At 68.9% G+C, this 24541-nt stretch carries 18 protein-coding genes; 4 read left to right on the forward strand and 14 right to left on the reverse strand.

Translation table 11 applies throughout. From position 1 onward, the window contains the following. Window positions 1-138: 138 nt before the first annotated feature. Window positions 139-2880: a DNA translocase FtsK gene (locus ACFQ91_RS16845; protein ID WP_344251735.1), complete on the reverse strand. Its 2742-nt coding sequence runs from the start codon at window positions 2878-2880 to the stop codon at window positions 139-141. A 281-nt stretch (window positions 2881-3161) separates the two neighbouring features. Continuing rightward, on the reverse strand, window positions 3162-3794 hold the full coding sequence (locus ACFQ91_RS16850) for a winged helix-turn-helix domain-containing protein (RefSeq protein WP_344251734.1): 633 nt from the start codon (window positions 3792-3794) through the stop codon (window positions 3162-3164). A gap of 161 nt (window positions 3795-3955) precedes the next feature. Between ACFQ91_RS16850 and ACFQ91_RS16855 the strand changes: the two genes are divergently transcribed. Continuing rightward, window positions 3956-5365: an MFS transporter gene (locus ACFQ91_RS16855; protein ID WP_344251733.1), complete on the forward strand. Its 1410-nt coding sequence runs from the start codon at window positions 3956-3958 to the stop codon at window positions 5363-5365. Window positions 5366-5925: 560 nt separating this feature from the next. Here the strand turns inward: ACFQ91_RS16855 and aceB are convergent. Further along, window positions 5926-7530 carry a malate synthase A gene (gene aceB / locus ACFQ91_RS16860; RefSeq protein WP_198499105.1) on the reverse strand — a complete coding sequence of 535 codons (1605 nt, stop codon included), beginning with the start codon at window positions 7528-7530 and terminating at the stop codon, window positions 5926-5928. A 212-nt stretch (window positions 7531-7742) separates the two neighbouring features. Further along, complete coding sequence (locus ACFQ91_RS16865) at window positions 7743-8558, reverse strand: DUF899 family protein (protein ID WP_344251732.1); 816 nt, start codon at window positions 8556-8558, stop codon at window positions 7743-7745. Between the two features lie 298 nt (window positions 8559-8856). Between ACFQ91_RS16865 and ACFQ91_RS16870 the strand changes: the two genes are divergently transcribed. Beyond that, window positions 8857-10662, forward strand: coding sequence for an L-lactate permease (locus ACFQ91_RS16870; RefSeq protein WP_344251731.1), 1806 nt, complete (start codon window positions 8857-8859; stop codon window positions 10660-10662). A 721-nt stretch (window positions 10663-11383) separates the two neighbouring features. Here ACFQ91_RS16870 and ACFQ91_RS16875 read toward each other — a convergent pair. Next, window positions 11384-13030, reverse strand: a complete 1647-nt coding sequence (locus ACFQ91_RS16875) for a ribonuclease J (RefSeq protein ID WP_137826361.1) — start codon at window positions 13028-13030, stop codon at window positions 11384-11386. Window positions 13031-13064: 34 nt separating this feature from the next. Then, window positions 13065-13988, reverse strand: coding sequence for a 4-hydroxy-tetrahydrodipicolinate synthase (gene dapA / locus ACFQ91_RS16880; protein WP_198499109.1), 924 nt, complete (start codon window positions 13986-13988; stop codon window positions 13065-13067). 136 nt (window positions 13989-14124) lie between these two features. On the opposite strand from dapA, the gene ACFQ91_RS16885 reads away from it, so the two are divergent. Beyond that, the gene (locus ACFQ91_RS16885; protein WP_198499110.1) at window positions 14125-15420 is read left to right on the forward strand and encodes an ATP-binding protein; all 1296 of its coding nucleotides are present in this window, start codon (window positions 14125-14127) and stop codon (window positions 15418-15420) included. 18 nt (window positions 15421-15438) lie between these two features. Here ACFQ91_RS16885 and ACFQ91_RS16890 read toward each other — a convergent pair whose 3' ends face one another. The 3 genes from ACFQ91_RS16890 to ACFQ91_RS16900 form a co-directional block, all read right to left on the reverse strand. Further along, window positions 15439-16074 (reverse strand): TetR/AcrR family transcriptional regulator, encoded by a 636-nt coding sequence (locus ACFQ91_RS16890; RefSeq protein WP_344258287.1) that lies wholly within the window; start codon window positions 16072-16074, stop codon window positions 15439-15441. Continuing rightward, on the reverse strand, window positions 16071-18050 hold the full coding sequence (locus tag ACFQ91_RS16895; protein ID WP_344258285.1) for an FAD-dependent oxidoreductase: 1980 nt from the start codon (window positions 18048-18050) through the stop codon (window positions 16071-16073). The genes ACFQ91_RS16890 and ACFQ91_RS16895 overlap by 4 nt, the downstream gene beginning before the upstream one ends. 103 nt (window positions 18051-18153) lie before the next feature. Next, window positions 18154-19032 (reverse strand): neutral zinc metallopeptidase, encoded by an 879-nt coding sequence (locus ACFQ91_RS16900; protein WP_211979043.1) that lies wholly within the window; start codon window positions 19030-19032, stop codon window positions 18154-18156. Between the two features lie 56 nt (window positions 19033-19088). Between ACFQ91_RS16900 and ACFQ91_RS16905 the strand changes: the two genes are divergently transcribed. Next, a complete protein-coding gene (locus tag ACFQ91_RS16905; protein ID WP_344251727.1) occupies window positions 19089-20462 on the forward strand; it encodes a heparan-alpha-glucosaminide N-acetyltransferase domain-containing protein in 1374 nt (457 codons plus the stop codon). A gap of 45 nt (window positions 20463-20507) precedes the next feature. Here the strand turns inward: ACFQ91_RS16905 and ACFQ91_RS16910 are convergent, their stop codons facing one another. The 5 genes from ACFQ91_RS16910 to ACFQ91_RS16930 all read right to left on the reverse strand — a co-directional run bounded on the left by ACFQ91_RS16910 (window position 20508) and on the right by ACFQ91_RS16930 (window position 24503). Beyond that, the gene (locus ACFQ91_RS16910) at window positions 20508-20957 is read right to left on the reverse strand and encodes a tetratricopeptide repeat protein (protein ID WP_137826337.1); all 450 of its coding nucleotides are present in this window, start codon (window positions 20955-20957) and stop codon (window positions 20508-20510) included. After that, window positions 20957-21697 carry a 4-hydroxy-tetrahydrodipicolinate reductase gene (gene dapB / locus ACFQ91_RS16915; protein WP_344251726.1) on the reverse strand — a complete coding sequence of 247 codons (741 nt, stop codon included), beginning with the start codon at window positions 21695-21697 and terminating at the stop codon, window positions 20957-20959. The genes ACFQ91_RS16910 and dapB overlap by 1 nt, the downstream gene beginning before the upstream one ends. A 109-nt stretch (window positions 21698-21806) precedes the next feature. Further along, window positions 21807-22352, reverse strand: a complete 546-nt coding sequence (locus ACFQ91_RS16920; protein WP_344251725.1) for a GNAT family N-acetyltransferase — start codon at window positions 22350-22352, stop codon at window positions 21807-21809. Between the two features lie 159 nt (window positions 22353-22511). Then, a complete protein-coding gene (locus tag ACFQ91_RS16925) occupies window positions 22512-23138 on the reverse strand; it encodes a superoxide dismutase (RefSeq protein ID WP_009378466.1) in 627 nt (208 codons plus the stop codon). A 198-nt stretch (window positions 23139-23336) separates the two neighbouring features. Further along, the gene (locus tag ACFQ91_RS16930) at window positions 23337-24503 is read right to left on the reverse strand and encodes an acyl-CoA dehydrogenase family protein (RefSeq protein WP_344251724.1); all 1167 of its coding nucleotides are present in this window, start codon (window positions 24501-24503) and stop codon (window positions 23337-23339) included. Window positions 24504-24541 lie beyond the last annotated feature (38 nt).

The raw sequence follows: 24541 nt of genomic DNA on the forward strand, positions 1-24541 counted from the left end.
GCTGCCGGGAGCGCGGATCGCAGCCGGGAGCGCGGATCGCTGCCGTGAGCGCTGACCGCAGCCGGGGCCGTGCAGCCGAAGCAACGCAGCGGACAGCACAAAGCCGGCCACCCCGATCGGTGGCCGGCTCCGCGGTCGTCAGCGTCCCGTCAGCTGCCAGGCGTCCTCTCCGGAGGCCTCGACGACTTCGAGTCCGGTCTCCGGGTCGATGTCGCCGACCTGGAGGTCCTCGGCGTGTCCGACGCCGTTGGCGTAGGGATCGGTGCGCGCCGAGGCGGCCGACCCTCCCGCCGGCGACGGACCGTGGTCGCCGCGATCGTCGTAGCCGTCCTCGTCGTCGAAGTCCTCGGCGAAGTCGTCGGCGGCCGATGGCGCACTGCCGGCCCCCGCCTCGGCGGGTGGGGTCTCCCCCTTGATGACGGCGAGGGTGGCCGGGAGGTCCTCGGGGCGGACGAGGACGTCGCGGGCCTTCGACCCCTCGGAGGGTCCGACGATGCCGCGGGACTCCATGAGGTCCATGAGGCGGCCGGCCTTCGCGAAGCCGACGCGCAGCTTGCGCTGGAGCATCGACGTCGAGCCGAACTGGGTCGTCACGACCTGCTCGGCAGCCTGGAGGAGGAGTTCGAGGTCGTCGCCGATCTCCTCGTCGATCTGCTTCTTCGGCGCCTCGACGGCGACGTCCTCGCGGTAGTTCGGGGTGAGCTGGCCCTTGACGTGTTCGACGACCTTCTCGATCTCGGACTCGTTGACCCACGCGCCCTGAACGCGCATCGGCTTCGCGGCGCCCATCGGGAGGAACAGGGCGTCACCCTGGCCGATGAGCTTCTCCGCGCCCGGCTGGTCGAGGACGACGCGGGAGTCGGCCAGCGACGAGGTCGCGAACGCCAGCCGCGAGGGTACGTTGGCCTTGATGAGGCCGGTGACGACGTCGACGCTGGGGCGCTGCGTGGCGAGCACGAGGTGGATGCCGGCGGCGCGGGCGAGCTGCGTGATCCGCTGGATCGAGGCCTCGACGTCGCGCGGGGCGACCATCATGAGGTCGGCGAGCTCGTCGACGACGACGAGGAGGTACGGGTAGGGCTGGAGGACGCGCTCGGACCCGGCGGGCACCTGGACGCGGCCCTCGCGGACGGCCTTGTTGAACTCCTTGATGTGCTTGAACCCGAAGTTCGCGAGGTCGTCGTAGCGGGCGTCCATCTCGCGCACGACCCATTCGAGCGCCTCGGCGGCCTTCTTCGGGTTCGTGATGATCGGGGTGATGAGGTGCGGGATGCCCTCGTAGATCGTCAGCTCCACGCGCTTGGGGTCGACGAGGATCATCCGGACCTCGTCGGGGGTCGCGCGCATCATGATCGAGGTGATCATCGAGTTGACGAAACTCGACTTGCCGGCGCCGGTGGCACCGGCGACGAGGAGGTGGGGCATCTTCGAGAGGTCGGCGACGACGAACCCGCCTTCGACGTCCTTGCCCACGCCCATGACCATCGGGTGGTCGGTCTTGCGGGCGGCCTTCGAGCGCAGCACGTCGCCGAGGGCCACGTTCTCCCGGTCGGAGTTCGGGATCTCGATGCCGATCGCCTTCTTGCCGGGGATCGGCGAGAGGATGCGGACGTCGGCGCTGGCCACGGCGTAGGCGATGTTCTTGCTCAGCGCCGTGACCTTCTCGACCTTCGTGCCCGCGCCGAGTTCGACCTCGTAGCGGGTCACCGTCGGGCCGCGGGAGAAGCCGGTGACCTGGGCGTCGATCTTGAACTGCTCGAGGACGTCGCGGAGGGCCTCGACGACGCGGTCGTTGGCCTCGGAGCGCTCCTTGGCCGGGGGCCCGGGAACGAGGTAGTCGGAGTTCGGCAGGGTGTAGGTCACATCCCCGGCGAGCGTGAGCTGTTCGACGCGTTCGGGCAGCTGCTCCGTGGGAGGCGGTGCCGGGGTGTTCGTCGTCGGCACCGGCGCCGAGGCGGCAGCCGAGTTGGTCTGGTGCGCGACGGTCGGGGCGTCGTCGGCCATCCCGATGGCCTTCTTCAGCGCCGAGGCCTCGCGTTCGGCCTTCGTCGGGCGGCGCTCCCCGGGCTTGAACTTCGGTTCGGTGTCGATGACCGTCGTATCGGCTTCTTCGTCGGAGACCTCCTCCTCGCGGATGTAGGCCTTGTCGTAGGCCTTGTCGGCGAGGTCGTCGTCGACCGGCGGGTCGAGCTCGGGGATCTCCGTCTTCTTCTTCCGGCTGCGGCGCTTGGCGCCCATGACGGGTTTGAGGCTCGAGGTGTGGGTGTTCTCGGCGACGAGGTCGGTGGCGCTGGCCTCGGCGTCGGCGGCGGTCTCCGGGGCGGGCCGGGCACCGCCGGTGAGGCGCTGGTAGAGCGCGGTCAGTCGCCGCGGGATCGCCCGGACGGGGGTCGCGGTGATGACGAGGAGGGAGAAGAGTCCGAGGAGGACGAGCAGCGGCACGGCGACGTAGACGGTCGTCGCGACGACGAGCGGTGAGGAGACGACGAAGCCGAGCGCCCCGCCGCCGTTGGCCATCGCCTCACGCGAGTTGACGAACGTCGGGTTGCCGGCGGCGATGTGGGCGAGTCCCGCGGCCGAGAGCAGCAGGAGGATGATGCCGATGAGGATCCGGTTGTTGCCGCGGTTGTCGTCGCCGCGGAGGAACAGGCGGATCGCGTACCCGGTGAAGATCACGGGCAGGGCCAGGGCCACGCGGCCGAAGGTGCCCTCGACGACGTTGCGGACGACGTCGCTGATCGCGCCGGGGATGTTCCACCATTCGAAGGCGGCGATGACGATCGAGAGGCCGATGAGGAAGAACGCGGTGCCGTCCCTCTTCGTCGGGGACTGCTCGTCCGGTTCGTCGCTGAGGATCTTTCGCGCACGGTTGCCGGCCATGTGGGCCACTCCCCTCCACGCACCGGTGACAACGTTTGTCCCGGGGTCTTCGGTCCCCGCTTGTCCGGAACCACCCTTCGCCTTCGAGGCAGAGCGCTTGCCGGTGCCAGAAGCGGGGGAAGTCGTTCTGGTCGCCATGGTCCATATCCTAAGGTGATTCGGCGCGCGATCCCGGCAAATCCGCAGGTTTCGGCGCGCCTTGGCGGCGCTCTCCGATCGGCCGTGGGCACCGACGCGGTGACACTGCAGTTACGCCCTTAGGAGAGGGCGTATTTGTCGGTTCACCGCGTCGGCGGCTGTTCGCCGTCAGAGGCGCCGAGGCGGTCGCCGGGAGCGCTGGGGCGAGCGCTCGGGTGCATGGCGACGAAGACCGCCCACTCGCGCACCTCAGCACCGTCGCTGCGATGGGCTGAGTTCCGTGAGCGGAAGTCCTCGAGCAGGTCCTCGAGTCGTTGCCGGAACTCGTCGACCTCCTCGGCGGTGAGCATCGCGGCCATCCTGCTCATCGTCCGTTCGTCGGAGGGCGCGGCGGCGAACTCGGCGGTGAACGCCTCGATCATCGGATTCGCCACTTCGTCACCGAGATCGAGATACCAGCTCTTGCCCGTCGCGAGGTAGGGGATCTCGCGAGCTCCGCGCCGACCGCGACGCACCTCCTGAGCCTCGAGGAACCCGGTGTCGACGAGCATCCGCACATGATGGAGCGCGGTCGCGGGATTGAGCCCCACCGCCTCGGCGATCTCCCGGTTGGTCAGCGACTCGGAGAGGGTCAGGCGCAGGATGCGGATGCGCACGCTCGAGGCGAGCGCCTTCGCCTCGGCATCGGTGGCGTCGCGGCGCTCGATCGCTCGGGCCACGCGCTCGGCGTCACGCGGCGGTCGATCCGCGTCCCCGGCTCCTGCCTCCGCACTCATGCCCTCCACGCTAACCAACGATTGGCAGAAGTCAATGACTGTGTTGCCGGATGAACGCCTCGGTGCCACACTGGTGATTGAGAGAACTCAATCACTGCCGATCGCGGCGCCCGGCGGCGATTGCCGATCGCAGCTCATCACCCTGACTCGAAGAAGAGCCGATGACTCCACACGACCCCACCGAATCCGAGCCGGACCATTCGACCGACGGCCCCATTCCGCCGAGTGCACCCACGGTGCCGACGGGTCCGCCGCTGCCGCACCTGCCGACCGCATCGCATGAGGAGCAGTCACCGCCGCCTGGCCGAGTCCCGTCACGCTCTCTGTGGCGCCACCACGACTTCCGGCAGCTGTGGATGGGCGACACGGTCTCCGTCTTCGGCAACCAGTTCGTCCTCTTCGCCCTCCCCCTCATCGCCGTCCAGCTGCTCCACGCGAACGCCTTCGAGATGGGGGTCCTCGCCGCCCTCGAATCCGCGGCGTTCCTCCTCATCAGCCTGCCCGCCGGTGCCTGGGTCGACCGGATGCGGAAGAAGCGCATCATCGTGGCCGGCGACCTCGTGCGCGCCGGACTCCTCCTGACGATCCCCCTGGCGTGGGCGCTCGGCCTGCTCTCGATCGGCCAGCTGTGGATCATCGCCGCCCTCGTCGGCGTCGTCACCGTCTTCTTCGACGTCGCCAACCAGTCGTACCTGCCCGAGATCGTCGCCGGCGACCAGATCAGCGACGGCAACGGGAAGCTCCAGGCGAGCCAGCAGACGGCGTCCGTCGTCGGACCATCCGCGGCATCCGGTCTCGTCGGGCTCATCGGCGGACCCCTGACGGTCGGAGTGACGAGTGTGTGCATGGCGCTCTCGAGCCTGTTCGTCAGCCGGATCCGCCACCAGGAGGACCGGCCGGACGCGGGCACCGACACGACGCTCATCGCCGACATCCGCGAGGGCCTCGCCTTCGTCCTCAGCCACCCGTTGCTGCGTCGCATCGTCGCCTGCACGGGCCTGACGAACCTCGCGTCCTCCGCGGTCTTCGGCCTCCTCGTCCTCTACGCGCTGCGCACACTCGAGTTCAATGAGTTCCAGCTCGGGCTCGTCATGTCGATCGGGGCTGTCGGCGGAATCCTCGGGGCACTGAGCTCGTCGTGGGTGCAGAAGGTCGTCGGCGAGGGCCGGTCGATCGCCGTGTCGGCCGTGATCGGCGGTCTCTGCTGCCTCACCGTGCCGGCCGCCTCGGTGTTGCCGGCCCTGCCGACCCTGCTCCTCGGCTGGTTCGTCCTCTCGGGGATGGTCGTCGTCTACAACGTCGCGCAGGTGAGCTTCCGCCAGCGCCTGTGCCCGAAACCGCTGCTCGGCCGGATGAACGCCTCGATCCGCTTCCTCGTGTGGGGGCCGATGCCGATCGGCGCGTTCCTCGGCGGGACCATCGCGCACGCGATCGGCATCGTTCCCACCCTGTGGATCTTCGCGGGCCTCGCCGTGCTCTCCGCCCTGCCCGTGCTCATCTCACCGCTGGCCGGGATGCGCACCCTCCCCCGCGAACTCGACGCACTCGCGAACTCCACCCCCGCGTCGTGACCGCCGGGATCACCTCGGCGGGGAGATCACGGGTTGCGGTGACCACCTCGGCGAGGGACCACCGTCCGGCACCCCGCCTCGGCGAACTATTCCAACGCAGTGAACCGACACCTGCGCGCCGAACCGACGCCTCGAACGCCCCACGGCGCTGTCCTCCGGACGCAGAGTGTCGATCATCGAGCCCGAAATCAACACTCTGCGTCCGGAACTCCCAGCACCCCGGGTGCCACCGGGATGGGCACCGACTTCAGGACGTTCTGGGCAGAGAAAACGCGCCGAAACCTGTCCAGAACGACCTCGACTCGGCCGCAACGCCCAACAATCCAGCCCAGCACAGTGCCACAGGCCCGGCCGCGCCACCCGCCGACGCCCTGGCGCAACACATACGCAGTGAACCGACACTTACGCAGTGACACAACCGGTCGGACAACAATGACGCGGTGAAACGACAAATACGCCCTCAGCTGAGGGCGTATTTGTCGTTTCACCGCGTCGAAGCAGGTAGGGTCGGCCGAACGGGCCGCGCGAACCCCGCCGATCCGACCCGGCCGACCCCGGGGTCAGTCCATCTTCGCGTACGCGGGCAGGGTGAGGAAGTCGACGTAGTCCGGCGCCACGGCCACGGAGAGGAAGAGGTCGGTGGCGTCCTTCCAGTCCGCGGGGTCACCGGGGAGGCCGGCGACCTCCTCCGCGACGAGCTTCTCGACGAGCTCCCGGGTCACCGTCTCACCGGTGTCGAGTTCGACCCCGGCGTCGAGCCACTGCCACACCTGCGAGCGGGAGATCTCCGCGGTCGCGGCGTCCTCCATGAGCCCGTGGATGGCGACTGCGCCGTTGCCTTCGAGCCACGCCCGCAGGTACTGGATGCCGACGTTGATGTTCGTCCGCAGCCCCGCCTCGGTGATGGCACCCGGCGTCGACTTGACGTCGAGGAGTTCGGCCGCGGTGACGGAGACGTCCTCGCGCTTGTTGTCGATCTGGTTGGGCTTGTCGCCGAGGGTCTCCGTGAAGACCTCCTTGCACAGGGCGACCATGCCCGGGTGCGCGACCCACGAGCCGTCGAATCCGTTGCCGGCCTCACGGGACTTGTCCTCGCGGACCTTGGCGAACGCCGCCTCGTTGGCCGCCGGGTCCTTCGCCGGCACGAACGCGCTCATGCCGCCGATCGCGTGGGCCCCGCGCTTGTGGCACGTGCGCACGAGCAGCTCGGTGTAGGCGCGCATGAACGGCACCGTCATCGTCACGTCCGAGCGGTCGGGCAGCAGGTAGTCGGCACCGCGGGAGCGGAAGTTCTTGATGACGGAGAAGATGTAGTCCCAGCGCCCGGCGTTGAGCCCGGCCGAGTGCTCGCGCAGCTCGTAGAGGATCTCCTCCATCTCGAACGCCGCGGGGTAGGTCTCGATGAGCACGGTCGCGCGGATCGTGCCGCGGGCCAGGCCGAAGGCGTCCTCGGCGTACTCGAAGACCTGGTTCCACAGGCGCGCTTCGAGGTGGGACTCCATCTTCGCGAGGTAGAAGTACGGGCCCTTGCCCTTCTCGATCTGCTTCTGACCGGCGGTGGCGAAGTAGAGCGCGAAGTCGACGAGCGAACCCGAGGTCTCCTCGCCGTCGACGAGGATGTGCTTCTCCGGCATGTGCCAACCGCGGGGTCGCACGACGATCGTCGGCAGCTCCTCGTCGGGGGCGAGCGTGTACTCCTTGCCCTCGGGCGAGGTGAAGTCGATCTCGCGGTTGAGCGCGTCGAGGAGGTTGATCTGACCGCCGATGACCGAATCCCACTGCGGGGTGTTCGCGTCCTCCTGGTCGGCCAGCCACACCTTCGCGCCCGAGTTGAGCGCGTTGATCGTCATCTTCTTGTACGTCGGACCGGTGACCTCGACGCGGCGGTCCTCGAGCCCGGGCGCCGGCGGGGCGACCTGCCAGCTCTCGTCCTCGCGGATCTCCTTGGTCTCGGGAAGGAAGTCGAGATCGGCCCCATTGGCGATCTCCTGCTGGCGAACCCGACGAGCTTCGAGGCGCTCGAGCCGGTCGCCGTTGAACTTCCGGTGCAGCTCGACGATGAGCTTGAGCGCTTCCGGGGTGAGGACCTTCTCCGCGCCGTCCGGCAGTTCGCCGGTGATCTCCATTCCGGCGGGAATGTCGAGGTTCTCGATATGAGCAGTCATCGGTGGTTCTCCTTTTTGTCGCACCGGGGCCGGTGCGTCGAGTATCGCGGGCAGCGGGGTTTGGCCGGCGAAACTTTCACATCGTGAAATTGTTTGTTCACACACCGAAAGAATATGTTGTGATACACATCTCGTCAAACCGCCGTTCTCGGCTCCTCGACTCACCTCGCCGAGGCGGCTCCCCCGTTCACATGGACCGATGCGTCCGCGCGTCAGTGGTTGTGGCCGTTGCGTCCGAGCGAGGTCACCGGCGCCGCCCCGTGGCGGGTCCACTGGGGCACCGGTCGACTCGTCGGCCCCCACGTCGCGGCACCCGTGTCGTCGGTGCGCCAGTACCAGCCGACCGGGGCGCCTCGGCCGCCCACCGGCGATCCGGCGTCGGGGACCTCGGGCCAGCCCGCGGGCACCTTCTCCCAGCCCTCGCGCCTGCCGAGCGGAGTCATGTCGAGCAGACCGAGGAACCCGGTCACCGGTTCGACACCCCGTCCGGTCGTCGCATACGTGAGGAAGACCCGGTCGCCTCGGCGCGCGAAGCTGAGCAGGGAGCCCATGTCCCCGCCGAGCGGCTCGTCGAGACCGCGCACGGAATACCACGGCTGCTCATAGCCCATGAAGTGGACGAACGGGCGCACCTCGGACCAGGCGCCGGAGGTGAGGACGGCGAACGAGACGCCGCGGGCGTTGAGGTAGACCGAGTCGCGCAGACTCCATGCCACCGCAGTGCAGCCTTCGCACTGTCCCTGGTGGGGCGCCCCGTCGTACCACATGTGCTTGTAGACGATGAGCTCGTCACGGCCGTCGAAGAGGTCGCGGAAGGCGACCGGGCCGTCCTCGCCGTGGACTTCGGCGTCCCCGTCGATCTCGACCATCGGCAGCGTGCGGCGGGCGGCGGCGATGGCGTCCGCCTCGGTGGTGTGGGCCTTCTCCCGGTCGAGGATCTCCGCCCGGGCATTGCGCCAGGTGTCGGCGTCGACGACCTCGGGCAGTCCGGGGATCTGGTCAGCGGACTCTCTGCTGATGTACGTCATGACAACCGACTCCTTCGTCCCCGGCCTGGTGCCGTGCCTGCGCTCGCCGCTGTCCGACAAGCGCCACTGCTCTGACACTATCGACACTCACGCGGGGACTCAAGAGCCCGGCGGCCCGCCCAGCGTGGTTCCTTGACCACCTGCGTCCCGCACAGGACAATGACCTAAACGCCGTGGTCGTCCGCGGCCGCACCGGTGGCACCGTTGCCGTCCCTCCAGGTGACAGCGTCACCGTTCCTCCGCGTGGCACGTGTGCCACTCCTCGAAGTGGCAGCGCCGCCACGGATCGGACACGACGATGGACAACCTGGCCGTAGCCGCACTCCTTGCCCTCACCCCGATCCTGCTCGCAGGGGTCCTCCTCATCGGCTTCCGCTGGCCGGCGAAGTACGCGATGCCGATCGGCCTCGTCGCCGCCGCGCTCATCGCGAACTTCGCATGGCAGATCGAGTGGGTGACGATCGCCGCCTCCGTCGTCCAGGGCCTCCTCGTGGCCATCGGCCTGCTGTGGATCGTCTTCGGGGCGCTGCTCCTCCTCGCGACGATCACCCGGTCGGGGGCGATCGAGACGATCCGCGCGGGCTTCGTCTCGATCTCGCCTGACCGGCGCGTGCAGGTCATCATCGTCGCGTGGCTCTTCGGCTCGTTCATCGAGGGCGCCGCCGGCTTCGGCACCCCTGCCGCCGTCGTCGCCCCGCTCATGCTCGCCCTCGGATTCCCGGCGATCGCCGCCGTCCTCGCCGGCCTCATCATCCAGTCGACGCCGGTGAGCTTCGGGGCGGTGGGCACGCCGATGATCGTCGGCATCGGCACGGGCCTGGCCCAGGAGGACGGGAGCATGTCGCCCGACGTCGCCGCCCGCGCCGCCCAGCTCGGGCTCGACCAGTCCGGCTTCATCGCCCACACGGCTGTGCAGGTCGCCCTCATCCACGCCGTCTGCGGCATCCTCATCCCGCTCCTCCTCGCCTGCCTGATGACGGGGTTCTTCGGTGAGCGCCGCCGCTTCGCCGACGGGCTCGCCGTCGCCCCGTTCGCGATCTACTCCGCGCTCGCGATGATCGTGCCCTACCTCCTCGTCGCCATGTTCCTTGGTCCCGAGTTCCCGTCGCTCCTCGGCGGCCTCATCGGTCTCGCGATCGTCGTGACGACCTCGCGGATGGGCTTCCTCATGCCGAAGAAGATCTGGGACTTCGCGCCCCGCAGCCAATGGCCGGCGTTCTGGATGGGCACCGTCGACCCCGCCGACGAGGCCGCGCACCTGACGAAGAAGATGTCCTTGGCCAGGGCGTGGGCGCCCTACCTCATCGTCGTCGCCCTCCTCCTCTTCACCCGCAACGTGCCGCCGGTCAAGGAGTTCCTCAACGGTCCGGCCGTCATCAAGGTCGAGGGCATCTTCGGCACCCCGATCAGCCAGAACATGGATCTCCTCTGGTCGCCGGGAGCGATCTTCGTCCTCGCGTGCGGACTGACCTACCTCATCCACCGGATGACGCGCGAGCAGATCGGGTCGTCGTGGTCGATCGCCGGCGCGCAGATCGCCGGCGCCGCCGTCGCGCTCCTGTGCTCCCTGCCGCTCGTGCGGGTGTTCATCAACTCCGGCCCGGACTACAACAACGCCGGGTTGGAATCGATGCCGGTCACCCTCGCCGAGGCGGCCGCCTCCACCGTCGGCGACGCCTGGCCGCTGCTCGCCCCCTTCATCGGGGCGCTCGGAGCGTTCGTCGCCGGATCGAACACCGTCTCGAACATCATGTTCTCCCAGTTCCAGTTCTCCACCGGCGTCGCGATCGGCGCAGCCTCTCCCGAGACCGTCGTCGCCGCGCAAGCGGTGGGCGGGGCGGCCGGGAACATGGTCGCCGTCCACAACGTCGTGGCCGCCTCGGCGACGGTGGGCCTCATCGGACGCGAGGGCGAGCTCATCCGGCGCACCTCGATCCCCATGCTCGTCTATGCGCTCACCGCCGGAGCGCTCGCATTCATCGGCATCAACGGCCTCGGCGCGAACGCGGGCACGGTCGTGCTCTGTGCGATCATCGTCGGTCTCGCCGTGCTCGTCATCCTCGCCCGCCGGTCGTCCGGGAAGCCCCTCGTCCCCGCAGCGTGAGGAGCCGGCGCGCCGTGAGGGGCGGGCGGGCCGTAGCCCGGCTGCAGCACCGACTTCAGGTCGTTCTGGACAGAGAAAACGCGCCGAGATCTGTCCAGAACGACCTCGACTCGCCCCCGACCGACCCGCAACCGCCCCAGCAGGGCGCCGCACGCCCGGCAGCACCGCCCAGCGCGGCGCCGCACGCCCGTCCGCCCCGTGCTGCGACGCCCCGATACGGCAAATACGCGGTGAACCGGACACTTACGCGCCGAACCGACGCCTCCAGCGCCCCGCGGCGCCGTTTCCCGGACGCAGAGTGTCGATGATCGAGTCCGAAATCGACACTTTGCGTCCGCAAGTCCCTGCGGCCCGGGTGCCGCCGGGACGGCCACCGACTTCAGGACATTCTGGACAGAGAAAACGCGCCGGAATCTGTCCAGAACGACCTGAACTCGGCCGCGAGCAGCCTGCACCCAACCCAGCGCGGCGCCACGTGCTAAACCGCCCCGTGCACCGACGCACTGGCGCGGCAACTACGCGGTGAACCGACAACTACCCGCCGAACCGACGCCGCGATACAGCGAGAGCGCCCCGCGCACCGACGCACTGGCGCGGCAACTACGCGGTGAGCCCACGCCTCAACACGCCAAGAGCGCGGTGAACCGGATCCGGCGCGGTGCAGAGCACCTCGCTGATCTCGGCTCACCGCGCTCTCACGGTGGACTCAGGGCACAGAGCCTCAGACGATGACGACCATCGGGACGATCATCGGCTTGCGGCGCAGCTTCGAGGACACCCAGCGGCCGACGGTGCGGCGGACGACCTGCTGCAGCTGGTACTGGTCGGTCGTGCCGGACTCGAGCGCCTCTTCGATCGCCTTCGTCACCTTCGGGATGATCGAGTCGAAGACGTCGTCGGACTCGGCGACGCCGCGGGCGTGGATCTCCGGGCCGGCGATGACGGTCTTCGTCTGGCTGTCGACGGCGAGGAAGATCGTCACGAAGCCCTCACCGGCGAGGACGAGACGGTCCTTGAGGTCCGCCTCGGTGATCTCACCGACGGAGGAGCCGTCGACGAAGACGTAGTTGCAGTCCACGGCCCCGACCACCTCGGCGTGGCCGTCCTTGAGGTCGACGACCCAGCCGTCGTCGGCGAGGACGATGTTGTCCGGGTCGACTCCGGTCGCCTCGGCGTGGCGGGCATTGGCGAGCAGGTGCCGCCATTCGCCGTGCACGGGCATGACTCCGCGGGGCTGGACGATGTTGTAGCAGTAGAGGAGCTCGCCGCCGGACGCGTGACCGGAGACGTGGACCTTCGCATCGGCCTTCGAGATCACCTTCGCGCCGAGCTTCATCAGGCCGTTGATGACCTTGAACACGGAGTTCTCGTTGCCGGGGATGAGCGAGGACGCGAGGATGACGGTGTCGCCGTCGCCGACCTCGATGCGGTGGTTGCGGTTGGCCATCCGCGACAGCGCGGCCATCGGCTCGCCCTGGGACCCGGTGCACATGAGAACGACCTGGTCGTCGGGCAGGTCGTCGACGTCCTTGATGTCGATGAGGACGCCCTGGGGCACGTGGAGGTAGCCGAGGTCCGCGGCGATCTTCATGTTGCGCACCATCGACCGGCCGACGAGGGCGACCTTGCGACCGTGCGCGCTCGCGGCGTCGAGGACCTGCTGGACGCGGTGGACGTGGGAGGAGAACGACGCGACGATGATGCGGCGCTCGGCGTGGCCGAAGAGGTTCTCGAGGACGGGACCGATGTCCTTCTCGAGCGCCGTGAAGCCGGGCACCTCGGCGTTCGTCGAGTCCGTCATGAAGAGGTCCACACCCTCCTCGCCGAGGCGGGCGAAGGCACGGAGGTCCGTGATCCGACCGTCGAGCGGGAGCTGGTCCATCTTGAAGTCGCCGGTGTGGAGGATGTTGCCCGCGCCGGTGCGGATGAAGACGGCGAGCGCGTCGGGGATCGAATGGTTGACGGCGACGAACTCGAGGTCGAAGGGACCGAGCTGGTCCGTGTCACCGGCCTTGACGACGCGGGTGACCGCCTTGATGCGGTGCTCCTTGAGCTTCGCCTCGATGAGGGCGATCGTCAGCTTCGATCCGAGGATCGGGATGTCGGGCTTGCGTTTGAGGAGGTAGGGCACGGCGCCGATGTGGTCTTCGTGGCCGTGAGTGAGGACGAGGCCGACGATGTCGTCGAGGCGGTCGTCGAGGTAGGAGAAATCGGGGAGGATGAGGTCGACACCGGGCTGCTCCTCCTCGGGGAAGAGGACGCCGGCGTCGACGATGAGGATCTTGCCGTGGTACTCGAACACGGTCATGTTGCGCCCGACCTCGCCGAGACCGCCGAGGGCGACGATCCGGACGGCTTCCGGATCCATCTTCGGCGGGCTGCTGAGCTCTTGGGTCAATGCATTATTCACTGAGGTAACCACTCCTGGTCAGTTGGGCGGTGACGAACGCCGTCTGCTCCTCATCTGCTGGGAGCAGCGGCATCCGGGTACCGCGGTTGTCAAGTATTCCTTGGGCCTGCAGTGCGGCCTTCGCCGAGAGGACTCCCGGCATGTGGTTCATGAGGGCATCGACGATGCCGGCCGACTCGGTGCTGAGTCGGCGTGCGGTGTCGAGGTCGTTCGCGGCGACCGCGGCGACCATCGGAGCGAAGCGGTCGGTGCACACGTGCCCGGCGACGGAGACGAGCCCGACCGCGCCGATCGCGAGCAGCGGCAGGTTGAGCGCGTCCTCGCCCGAGTAGTAGGCCAGCGGCGAGGCGGCCATCACCTGGGAGGAGGCGAAGAGGTCGCCCTTGGCGTCCTTGACCGCGAGGATGTTCGGATGCTCGCCGAGGCTGATGAGCGTGTCCGTGTCGATCGGGACTCCCGAGCGGCCCGGGATGTCGTAGAGCATGACGGGCAGGTCGGTGGAGTCCGCGGCCTCCCGCATGTGGGCGGCGATCGCCGCCTGCGTCGGCTTCGAGTAGTAGGGGGTGACGACGAGGAGGCCGTCGGCCCCGGCTTCGGCCGATCGCCTGCTCAAGTCAACAGTGTGGGCGGTGACATTGTTCCCGGTGCCGGCGATGAGCTTCGCGCGGGTGCCCACGGCGCCGCGGACGACGCGAAGGAGCTCGATCTTCTCCTCGTCGGTCGTCGTCGGGGACTCCCCCGTCGTGCCGGAGACGACGAGCATGTCGTTGCCGAGGCTCACGAGGTGATCGGCGACCTTCTCCACGCCGGCCCAGTCGATGCTTCCGTCGTCCTTGAACGGAGTCACCATTGCCGTGCCGACGGTACCGAACGCATCGATTGCGGCGCCCGCCGCACTGTCCCCGAGAATCGCCATGCCACAAGGATACCGCTGAGCACCCTCTCCTCGCGGCACCGGCTCGGGGTGCGCCGCGGCCCGGGCTGGTGAGCTGAGATGCAGATCACATAGGCTGTGCACACGCCCCGTGCGACACCCACCGAAGGAGAGTTCGATGAGCCGCACCCGCATCCGCGACTTCCACGACGACGACCTCGACGGGATCGTCCGTCTCTGGGAGTCCGCGCAGTCCTCGACGTCCGCACCCGTCTACTCCCTGCCCGAGGTCATCGCCTCGTGCCAGAACGACCATGCCGTCGTCGCCGTCCAAGGTGAGGAGATCGTCGGGGCCGCGGTCGGCCGGGCCGCGCATGCGCAGGGGTGGATCGTCTTCTTCCATGTCCTCGCCGAGGTGGAGCAGACCGATGCCGCCGAGGCGGGTCTCCTCGATGCTCTCGAGCGCCATTTCATGCCGCTGGGTCTCGGCAAGCTCTCGATCCTCGTGCCCGAGGAGTCCCCGGCGTTCGCCGGCCTGGAGTCCAACGGCTTCCAGGTGCGCTCGCAGCTGCGGTATCTCGAACGGCAGATGCCCGTGCAGCGGCGCGAGCTCGATCTGCTCCGCAGCGTCGGCGGCCGGATCCTGCCCCGGCACCTGTGGGACGCGGTGAGCGGGATGCAGCAGGAGAAGGACATGCTCGAGGACCGCCTCGTCGTGCCCCTGGCCGAACCGGACCTCGCGGATCATTTCGGTGTCGTCCCGCCGCGTGCGGTCATGCTCTTCGGTCCCCCCGGCACCGGCAAGACGACGTTCGCGAAGGCCGTGGCCTCCCGCCTCGACTGGCCGTTCGTCGAGCTCTTCCCCTCCCGGCTGTCCGGGGAGCCCGGCGGCGTGGCCGCGGGACTGCGGTCCTCGTTCGAGCAGATCGGCGAGCTCGAGCATGCCGTCGTCTTCATCGACGAGGTCGAGGAGATCGCGTCGAAGCGCGGCGGGGAACCGCCGTCGCCGACGCAGGGCGTGACGAACGAGCTGCTCAAGCAGGTTGCGGAGTTCCGGGATCGGGAGGGGCGGCTGCTCATCTGTGCGACGAACTTCGTCCGCGCCCTCGATGCCGCGTTCCTCCGGCACGGCCGCTTCGACTACGTCATCCCGATCGGCCTGCCCGACGAGACGGCGCGCCATGCGATCTGGAGCCGGTACATTCCCGATCATGTCATCGCCGACATCGATGTCGATGCCCTCGTCGATGCGAGCTCCGGGCTCACCCCGGCCGACATCGAGTATGCGGCCAGGCGCGCCTCCCAGGAGGCGCTGGCGGCGTCGCTCGGCAAGGACCAGGTGCCCATCGATGCGCGCTCGGACGTGCTGACGACGGAGAACTACCTCGAGGCGCTCCGCGCGACCCGGGCCACGGTGTCCGAGGAGACGGTCCGCGAGTTCCGCGACGACGTCCAGACCATCGCGAGGCTGTGACGACGGAGGTCCCCGCGGTCAGGGACGCCGGGCCTCCGCAGTCGAGTCGACCCTCAGCAGGGCGGCGGCCGTCGCTTCGAGGGTCACGCTGATCTGGTCGGGGGTGAGGCCCTCCCGGCCGGCGGCGATCGCGAGGTCGAAACCGTCGATCTGGGCGATGAGCGTGTCGACGATGAGGCTGGTGTCGGCCTGGGGTGTCAGGCTTCCCTCGGCGATGCCGAGGTCGATGAGGGAACGGAAGTGCGCCCGCCAGCGGGCGAACACCTCGGCGACGGACTGCTGGAGGATCCGGTTCCGGCGGGCGGCCGCAACGAGTTCGACCCACACGATCGCCCGGTGCTCATACGACTCGACGGTCGGGACCGCGGCGAACGTCGCCCGCAGGCGATCCCACGCGCTCCCGTCGACGCGGGCGAGGCGCTCGATCGCGTCGATGACCGAGCGGCTGTGCGACGACAGCGCCTCGAGAAGGAGATCGTCGCGGTTCGCGAAGTAGTACTGGACCGTGCCGACGGACACTCCGACCGCTGCGGCGACGTCCTTGAGCCGGACGGCGTCGGGTCCGCGCCGGACGATCTCGGCGATCGTCGCCTCGAGGATCGCCGTCCGTCTCGCGGCGACCGCTGTCGGATCGAGCTGGGGGCGCGGGCTCATGCGCTCGCCGCCGCAGTCTGCGCGAGGTTCTTCGCGGCGACGAGTCCCTCATAGACGGCCTCCTCGACCGTCCGCGGCGCCCGGGCGTCCCCGATGACCTCGACGCTCGCCGGTCCGAAGTCGAGGTCGGGCACCGTCGCCCGGGGAGCTGCGGACACGATCGTCGCCGCGACCCCGTCGACTTCGTGGACGATCTCGCACAGCGTCGACTGGAGGTATCCGGTGTCCTCATCGACGCCGACGAGCCGCGCGTCGCCCAGGAACTCCACTCCGACGCGCAGCGCCTGGGAGACGAGCAGGGTGCGGGTGTACTGCTGGATCGCGGCGCCGGCGAAGTTCGCGGCCGTGGCCAGTGTGACGGGATGACCGGACTCCGCGAGACTGAGTGCAACCCCGAGCCCGATCCAGTCGCCCTTCCAGTCCGCGACGAGGATGCGCCCGGCCGGCAGCCGCGGCTGCTCACTGAGGTACTCGCGGGCCCCGATGACGAGGGCGTCATCGGCGATCTCGAGGGCGGGCATCCGCTCGACCGCCCCGGTGGCGACGATGACATGGTCGGGTGCCACCTCGGCGAGGATCTCCTGGGTCACCGGCGTCGAGGTGCGCAGTTCGGCCCCGGCCCGGGCCGCCTCGGCGGACAGATTCGTCGCCGCCCCGCCGAACTCCGCACGATAGGGCAGGGTCTGGGCGAGCAGCACCGCCCCGCCGAGGTGGGGCTCGGCTTCGCAGAGGACGACGTCATCGCCCTGTTCGGCGGCGACCGCTGCGGCCTTGAGTCCGCCCGGTCCCCCGCCGATGACGAGGACGCGGCGCGGCCGCCGGACGTGCGGGCGGGGCAGGAAGGTGAGTTCGCGGCCGGTTTCGGGGTGTTGGATGCACGAGATCGGCACGCCCATCTGGAAATGGCCGATGCACGCCTGGTTGCAGCCGATGCATGCGCGGATCTCGTCGACGGCGTCGCGGGCGGACTTCTCGGCGAGGTCGGGGTCGCAGATCATCGCCCGGGTCATGATCGCCATGTCGGTGCGGCCCTCGGCGATCGCGGCTTCGGCCTCATGGGGCTGGTTGATGCGGCCGGCGACCATGACGGGCAGGTCGGTGACCTTCTTCACCTGCGCCGAGAGGGACGTCGCGTATCCGGGTTCGATCTGCATCGACGGCACGATGTGGACGGCGCCCTGGAGGGTCGAGGAGTCGCCGGCGGTGACGGAGAAGTAGTCGAGGGCGCCCTGCTCGTCGAGGTGGCCGATGAGGTCGAGGATCTCTCCGGCGACGAGGCCGTCCTCGGTCTTCTCCTCCCCCGAGATGCGCAGGCCCACGACGATGTCGGGTCCGACGGCGGCGCGCACGCCATCGACGACCTCGGTGAGGAAGCGGCGGCGGTTCTCGGGGCTGCCGCCGTAGTCGTCGGTGCGGGTGTTGATCCGCGGGTTGACGAACTGGATGGGCAGGTAGCCGTGGCTCGCGACGATCTCGACGCCGTCGATGCCGCTGGTCGCGATCCGCGCCGCCGAGCTCGCGTATCCGGCGATGATGTCTCTCACCTGCGCGGTGCTCAGGGCTTCGGGCACGACCTTGAAGCGCTCCTGCGGTGCGTCGCTCGGTGCGACGGCCCGCGGGGCCATGCCGCCCTGACCGTCCATGACTTCGCGGCCAGGGTGGAAGAGCTGGGCGAAGATCGTTCCGCCGTGCCGGTGGACCGCCTCGGCGACGGCACGATAGCCGGGGATCGCGGAGTCGTCGGTGGCCATGAGGACGTGGTTGGTGTACCGCGCGGTCTCGTGGATGCCGGAGACCTGGAGGACGATGAGCCCGCAGCCGCCGCGGGCCCTTGCCTCGTGGTAGGCGACGAGGTCGGGGCCGATCTGCCCGTGGTCGTCGAGGACCGTGTCATGGCCGGATGAGACGATGCGGTTTCGGATGGTCCGTGACCCGAGGGTGATGGGCTCGAAGAGATGGGGAAAGAGGTGAGACATGATCGTCCTTGATCGATGCGCGAGGTGAAGCCGACCAGTAATTCATATCACGGTATGGATAACTGGGGAAGGGGCACTCGCGGCTGCCTCAGAACTGGTTGGTTCAGAGCTGGCTGCCGGGCACGGCGAAGGCGTCGCAGCTGCCGAGGCCTTTGTTGTAGCCGTCGGTGAACCACCGCTGGCGCTGTTCGCTCGTCCCGTGGGTGAAGCTCTCGGGGTTGACCATGCCCGACTGCCCCTGGATGTAGTCGTCGCCGACGACGAAGGCGGCGTTGAGGGCGTCGTCGATCTGCGTCTGCGTCGGCGGCTCGAGGTACGGGGTGCCGTTGTCGTCGGTGAGCGTCGTGACGTCGCCGAGCCAAGCACCGGCATAGCAGTCGGCCTGGAGTTCGGTGCGGACACCGTTGCTCTCGGGTCCGGTGCCGTTGTTGGGGTACCGGTCCATCGTCCCGGTGATGTTCTGGATGTGGTGACCCCACTCGTGGCCGACGATGTAGAGCTGGGCGAGTTCGTCGGCGGAGGCGCCGAAGCGATCCCGCATCACGCCGAAGAAGGTCGGGTCGATGTAGACGCCCTGCTCGGGCGGGCAGTAGAAGGGACCGACGGCGTTCGAGGCGGTGCCGCACTGCGTCGACGTCTGCCCGTCGACGATCGTCATCTGCGGCGGCGTGTATCCCTCGACCTGCTGCGACCAGTAGTCGTCGAGGACGACCTGGGCTCCGGCCATCCGGCAGTCGGTCGACTTGTTGGCATCGGCGCCGGTGTCGCATTGGGCCATCGCGGCTTCGTTGGAGATGTTCCCTCCGCCGCCGCTCTCGAGCGCGGGATCGTCGATGAACCCGCTGAGGTCCACGCCGAGGAGAGGCCCGACGAGGAAGACGAGGAGGCCGATGACTCCGACACCGCCGCCGGCGATCGCCGTGTTGCGTCCGCGACGACTCGTCCGGTTCGAGCTGATGTCAGCATTCGGATTGAAGGTCATGGCATTAACATACCGTTCACACCCGGCCCAGGGGGCTCACATGTGAGAATCGTTCCATGAGCACTCAACCGGCGACCGCCTCGGCGCGGTTCGTCAGCAGACTGAGTCCGCCCGGCCGCCTCGTCGGTCTCGACGCCGCCCGCGGACTGGCGCTGCTGACGATGATGGTCACCCACATCTTCCCCCTCACCGATGAGATGGGCGACCCGACGTGGGCGGCGATCTTCTCCGGTCGCGCCTCGGCGCTCTTCGCGGTGCTCGCCGGCTGCTCGCTCGTCCTCTCGACCCGCGGCACCCTTGAGGCCACCGGTCGTCTCCGCGATGTGGCGCCCGGGGTCCTCGTGCGGGCGGCGTCGATCATCGTCGTCGGGCTCTTCCTCGGAGCGATCACGACGAACCTCGCGGTCATCCTCGTCAACTACGGTGTCATGTTCGCCATCGCGCTGCTCTTCCTGCGCCTGCGGCCGTGGGCGCTCTTCACGCTCGCGGGGCTGTGGATGGCCCTCAGCCCGCTCGTGTCGATGTGGGTGCGCAGCACGTACGGTCTCGAGACCTCGTACTCGGCGATGTCGTGGTTCGATCTCGGGGCGCTCGGCCCGATGTTCACCGACCTCGTCTTCACCGGCTACTATCCGATCCTCCAGTGGATGGCCTACATCCTCCTCGGCATGGCGGTCGCGAAGATCGACATCGGCCGGCACCTCACCGCCCTCTTCCTCGCCGGAGTCGCCCTCTTCGCCATCGGCCGCGGCGGCTCGTGGTTCCTCCTCGACGTCGCCGGCGGCCGCGCCGAGCTCGAAGCCCTCGCCGCCACCTCAGGGGCCGACCTCAACGCCGCGCTCTTCATCAACAGCTACGGGGTGACACCACCGGATTCGTGGTGGTGGCTGGCGATCGCGGGACCGCATTCGGCGACCCCGTTCGATCTCATCTCCACCGCCGGCACCTCGCTCGCCGCGATCGCCGTGCTCCAGGCCGCCGCGATCCTGCTCGGCCGGCGGTCGTGGCTGCTCGCCCCGCTGAGCGCTCCGGGATCGATGCCGCTGACCGTCTACGCCGCCCACGTCGTCCTCGTCGAGATCACGCACCCCTTCTACCAGCCGGCGCCGATGATCGAGCAGGCCGACCCGGCGAAGATCACGACCGAGTACGCGATCCACGCCCTGACCTTCATCATCCTCGCGATCGTCTGGAAGGTCTTAGTCAGTCCGCGCGGTCCGCTCGAAGGCGTCATCGCCTCCCTCGTCAAAGCGGTGAGTCCGGTACGCGCGGGCAATGGTCAGGGCGCCGAGGCGGCACCGGGCACCGCGGCCGCGGCTCCTCCGGCGCACCGGGCGGATCCTCCGGCGAACCCGGGTCCCCCGGCGAACCCCGACCCCCCGGCGCATCCCGATCCGCCGGCGCATCCGGGTCCCCCGGACCGGCGATAGGCAGCGCCCCCGAGCCGGCGGCAGAACCGCCCGGAGGCAGAGCGCCTACGCCTGCCCGGCTCTCTCCATCGAGATCGCCTTGCGCATCGTCGCGCGGGCACGGCGCCGGTCGCCGCTCGCGTCATAGGCGCACGAGAGACGGAACCACGAGCGCCAGTCATCCGGTGCGGCGTCGGCTTCGGACTGGTACTGGGCGAACGCCTCGTCGGCGGCCTCCCGCACGATCCGGCCGCCGGGCGTGCGCGGCAGATCGTCGACGGGCAGTCCCCCCTCGGATTCGAGGATCTTCGCGAGCCGCTCCATCCGCGAACCGAAGAGGAGCTCCATGATGAGCGCCCACGCGCCGACGATCGGCAGCACGAGCAGGGCGATGCCCATGAGCTTGGGGATGAGCTCGGGTTCGCGCAGGAGGATCCACGCCCGCTGTCCCATGAGGACGAAGTAGAACGCGAGCACGACGGAGACGATGATCGCCCCGATCTTCGCTTTCGACATCAGAGGTCGAGGATGCTCTCGAGGCCGTGCAGGAGCCCGGTCCGATCGCCGATCGCACGGACGGCGGTGATGATGCCGGGCATGAACGCCGAGGTGGAGAACGAATCGGTCCGAATCGTCAGGGCCTCGCCGGCGGCACCGAAGTGGATCTCCTCCGAGGCGGTCATGCCGAGCTGGCGGATCGCGTGGACGTGGATGCCGTCGATGACCGCACCGCGGGCGCCGTCGGGGTCGGTCTCGGTGGCGTCGGGAACGGCAGGCAGGCCGGCGTCGCGGCGGGCAGCGGCGATGCGCTGCGCGGTGTGCACGGCGGTGCCCGAGGGGGCGTCGAGCTTGCGGGGATGGTGGATCTCGACGACCTCGGCGGAGTCGAAGTAGGGGGCGGCCACCTCGGCGAAGCGCATGGCGAGCACCGCCCCGATCGAGAAATTGGGGGCGATGAGGACGGCCGTGTCCGGGTGGTCGGCGAGGAGGGCGGTGAGCCGCTCGAGCCGGTCGGCATCCCACCCGGTCGTGCCGACGACGGTGTCGATGTCGTGTTCGACGAGGAACCGGACGTTGTCCTCGGTGGCCTTGGGCACCGTGAGTTCGACGGCGACGTCGACGTCGAGGTCGGTGAGCGTCTCCAGCGGATCCGAGCTGCCGAGCGCGGCGACGAGGTCGAGGCCCTCGGCCTCCTCGACGGCCTGGACGGCCTGGGCTCCCATCCGTCCCTGTGCTCCGATGACGGCTACCCTCATGTGCGCTCGCTTCCTCCGACGGTGATCTGCGGGCAGTTTCGCCCGCAGGCCAGTCTAGCGAGTCCGCTGCCGTCGGTCGTTCAGGTCGTCACCGCACCGAGGCGGTCCGTCACTCGCCGCCGGCGATGGGCAGCCGTCCGCCCGGCGCCCGCGGGTCCCCGCTCAGCCGCGCAGCCACCTCGGTGTCGTAGCGGACGCCGCCGTAGTCGAGGCGCTGCCGTTCACGTCCCTCGACGAGGAACCCGGCGGCCGCGGCGACGACTCCGGAGGCCGGGTTGTTCACGCGGTACCCGAGTTCGAGGCGATAGACGCCGAGGTCGTCGTGGAGGACGTCGACGAGTGTGCGCAGCGCGGAGGAGGCGAGGCCCTGCCCCCGCGCCTCCGGGCGCAGCCAGTAGGAGATCCACGCCGTCGAGTGGCGTCGTTCGACCCCTGTCGCCATGACATTGCCGAGGATCCTCGTGCCGTCGACGATGACGAAGGCGCGCGCTGTGCCGTCGGCCTCGGCGGTGAGGATCGACTCGATCCATGTGCTCGCCCCTGCCGCGGTGTGCTCCTCGGGGATGTTGCGCTGCAGCTCGGGGTCGGACTCGGCGTAGATCTCAGCGAGCGCCTCGGCGTCGGACGGCGACCATGATCGCAGGTGAGCAGTCATGGGCTCACCCTACCGGTCGCCCGCGGATCCCCTCTCAGCCGCTCAGCCGCCCAACGAGCGGCGGCCCGGACTCCGTGATGAAGTCCGGGCCGCCTGATGAGCGCGAGCGTCAACGCTGAGACCCGCGTCGGCCTCACGCGCTCAGCTCAGGAGAGCGTCTCAGCCGAGGAGCAGTCCCTTGGTCTGGTTGACCGCGCGGTCGAAGCGAGCGCCGGCGTCCTCCCAGTTGACGATGTTCCACCAGGCCTTGACGTAGTCGGGCTTGACGTTCTGGTAGTCGAGGTAGAACGCGTGCTCCCACATGTCGAGCTGGAGGATCGGGGTGCCGCCCTGCTGGATGTCCGACTGCTGGTCGTGGAGCTGTTCGACGAAGAGGTTGCCGCCGAGCTGGTCGTAGACGAGAACGGCCCAACCGGAGCCCTGGATCGTCGTCGCTGCAGTCGTGAAGACCTCACGAAACTTGTCGAAGGAGCCGAACTGGTCGTCGATCGCAGCCGCGAGCTCGCCGACCGGCTTGTCGCCGCCGTCCGGGGACATGTTCTGCCAGAAGATCGAGTGGTTGACGTGACCGCCGAGGTTGAACGAGAGGTCACGGATGAGCTTGGGCAGGTTCGCGAGGTTGCCGCTCTCGCGGGCTTCGGCGATCTGCTCGACCGCGGTGTTCGCGCCCTTGACGTAGGTCGCGTGGTGCTTGTCGTGATGCAGCTCCATGATGCGAGCCGAGATGTGCGGCTCGAGAGCGGAGTAGTCGTAGGGCAGCTCCGGAAGTGTGTACTGCTCAGCCATGAGATTCCTCCTGAAGAGAATTGATGCCCGCCTTGGCCGGCGGCTTCATTTTCGACCCTATATCAGGGCCTCATCTCGAACAACACAAGGTTAGGTCAGGCTATTCCGGGACTCGCCGAGGTTTCTCGAACCGCTCGCCGACCAGGCAGGGCGCCTGGTCGGCGACGGTCTCACTGCCGTTCTCCCGGGGCGGAACCCTCACGGGAGGCTGCGCGAGATGAGCAGGCGCATGATGTCGCTCGTGCCCTCCTCGATCTCCTCGAGCTTGACGTCGCGCATCCACTGCTCGACGGGATGCTCCCGCGAGTAGCCCCAGCCGCCGAGGGTCTGCACGGCCGCCCACGTCGAGAACATCGCCGTCTCCGAGGCGCCCAGCTTCGCCATCGCCGCTGCGGCGGTCACCCGCTCCCGCGGCACCGCGTCACCGGCGTCGATCATCCGGGCGGCGTTGAGCACCTGCAGCCACGCGGCGTCGATGCGCGAGGACATGTCGGCGAGCCGGAACGCGACCGCCTGATGGTCGATGATCTTCGTCCCGAACTGCTCGCGCTCGCGCGCATAGTCCCGGGCGTACTCGTAGGCGGCCCGGGCAGTGCCGAGGGCGGCGGCGCCGAGGACGACGCGGGAGATGTCGAAGGTGCGCATGAGCCCGTAGAACCCCTGGCCCTCCGCGCCGAGGCGGTTGTCCTCGGGCACGAATGCGTCGGAGAGAAAGATCTCCCGGCACACGATCGCCCGCTGCCCCATCTTCTTCATCGGCGCCCCGAACTCCATGCCCGGGGTGTCCTTCTCAAGGAGGAACGCGCTGACCCCGCGGGCCCGCTGCGCAGGGTCGGTCTTCGCGAAGACGACGTAGAAGTCGGCGAGTCCGGCGTTGGAGATCCACGCCTTCTGCCCGTTGAGAAGGTATCCGCCGTCGGTCCGATCGGCGCGGGTGATGATCGACGCGGAGTCCGATCCGGAGCCGGGTTCGGTCGTCGCGAGCGCCGTGAACTTCGGGCTCTCCCCGGTCAGGGGCCGCAGCCACGCCTCCTTCTGCGCGTCGGTGCCGAGCGCGAGCACGGGGTCGGCGAAGAAGCCGTTCGAGCACACGAAGTTCCCGATCCCCGGATCCCCGAAGCACAGCTGCTCCTGGACGAGGCACTGTGTGAACACGTCGGTGAACCCGCCCCCGCCGTACTCCTCGGGGATCATGAAATCGGTGATCCCGAGCTTCGCCGCCGCGGCGAAGAGGTCGACCGGCGATTCGGTGTCGGCCTCGTCGACGGTGCGGCCCGCCGGTCGGATCTGCTCGACGGCGAAGGTCCGGCACAGGTCGATGACGGCGGACTGCTCGTCGCTGAGCGGCCACGGGGTGTAGGTCATAGCTCTCCTTCGTCCCTCACCGGCGGCAAGGGTGGATG

The sequence above is a fragment of the Brevibacterium sp. NPDC056726 genome, assembly GCF_042790515.1.
Taxonomy (GTDB): Bacteria; Actinomycetota; Actinomycetes; order Actinomycetales; family Brevibacteriaceae; genus Brevibacterium; species Brevibacterium sanguinis.

Coding starts and splice junctions, on each gene's coding strand:
- ACFQ91_RS16845 (WP_344251735.1), bottom strand. CDS start 2,880: ATGGCCGGCAACCGTGCGCGAAAGATCCTCAGCGACGAACCGGACGAG.
- ACFQ91_RS16850 (WP_344251734.1), bottom strand. CDS start 3,794: ATGAGTGCGGAGGCAGGAGCCGGGGACGCGGATCGACCGCCGCGTGAC.
- ACFQ91_RS16855 (WP_344251733.1), top strand. CDS start 3,956: ATGACTCCACACGACCCCACCGAATCCGAGCCGGACCATTCGACCGAC.
- aceB (WP_198499105.1), bottom strand. CDS start 7,530: ATGACTGCTCATATCGAGAACCTCGACATTCCCGCCGGAATGGAGATC.
- ACFQ91_RS16865 (WP_344251732.1), bottom strand. CDS start 8,558: ATGACGTACATCAGCAGAGAGTCCGCTGACCAGATCCCCGGACTGCCC.
- ACFQ91_RS16870 (WP_344251731.1), top strand. CDS start 8,857: ATGGACAACCTGGCCGTAGCCGCACTCCTTGCCCTCACCCCGATCCTG.
- ACFQ91_RS16875 (WP_137826361.1), bottom strand. CDS start 13,030: ATGGATCCGGAAGCCGTCCGGATCGTCGCCCTCGGCGGTCTCGGCGAG.
- dapA (WP_198499109.1), bottom strand. CDS start 13,988: ATGGCGATTCTCGGGGACAGTGCGGCGGGCGCCGCAATCGATGCGTTC.
- ACFQ91_RS16885 (WP_198499110.1), top strand. CDS start 14,125: ATGAGCCGCACCCGCATCCGCGACTTCCACGACGACGACCTCGACGGG.
- ACFQ91_RS16890 (WP_344258287.1), bottom strand. CDS start 16,074: ATGAGCCCGCGCCCCCAGCTCGATCCGACAGCGGTCGCCGCGAGACGG.
- ACFQ91_RS16895 (WP_344258285.1), bottom strand. CDS start 18,050: ATGTCTCACCTCTTTCCCCATCTCTTCGAGCCCATCACCCTCGGGTCA.
- ACFQ91_RS16900 (WP_211979043.1), bottom strand. CDS start 19,032: ATGACCTTCAATCCGAATGCTGACATCAGCTCGAACCGGACGAGTCGT.
- ACFQ91_RS16905 (WP_344251727.1), top strand. CDS start 19,089: ATGAGCACTCAACCGGCGACCGCCTCGGCGCGGTTCGTCAGCAGACTG.
- ACFQ91_RS16910 (WP_137826337.1), bottom strand. CDS start 20,957: ATGTCGAAAGCGAAGATCGGGGCGATCATCGTCTCCGTCGTGCTCGCG.
- dapB (WP_344251726.1), bottom strand. CDS start 21,697: ATGAGGGTAGCCGTCATCGGAGCACAGGGACGGATGGGAGCCCAGGCC.
- ACFQ91_RS16920 (WP_344251725.1), bottom strand. CDS start 22,352: ATGACTGCTCACCTGCGATCATGGTCGCCGTCCGACGCCGAGGCGCTC.
- ACFQ91_RS16925 (WP_009378466.1), bottom strand. CDS start 23,138: ATGGCTGAGCAGTACACACTTCCGGAGCTGCCCTACGACTACTCCGCT.
- ACFQ91_RS16930 (WP_344251724.1), bottom strand. CDS start 24,503: ATGACCTACACCCCGTGGCCGCTCAGCGACGAGCAGTCCGCCGTCATC.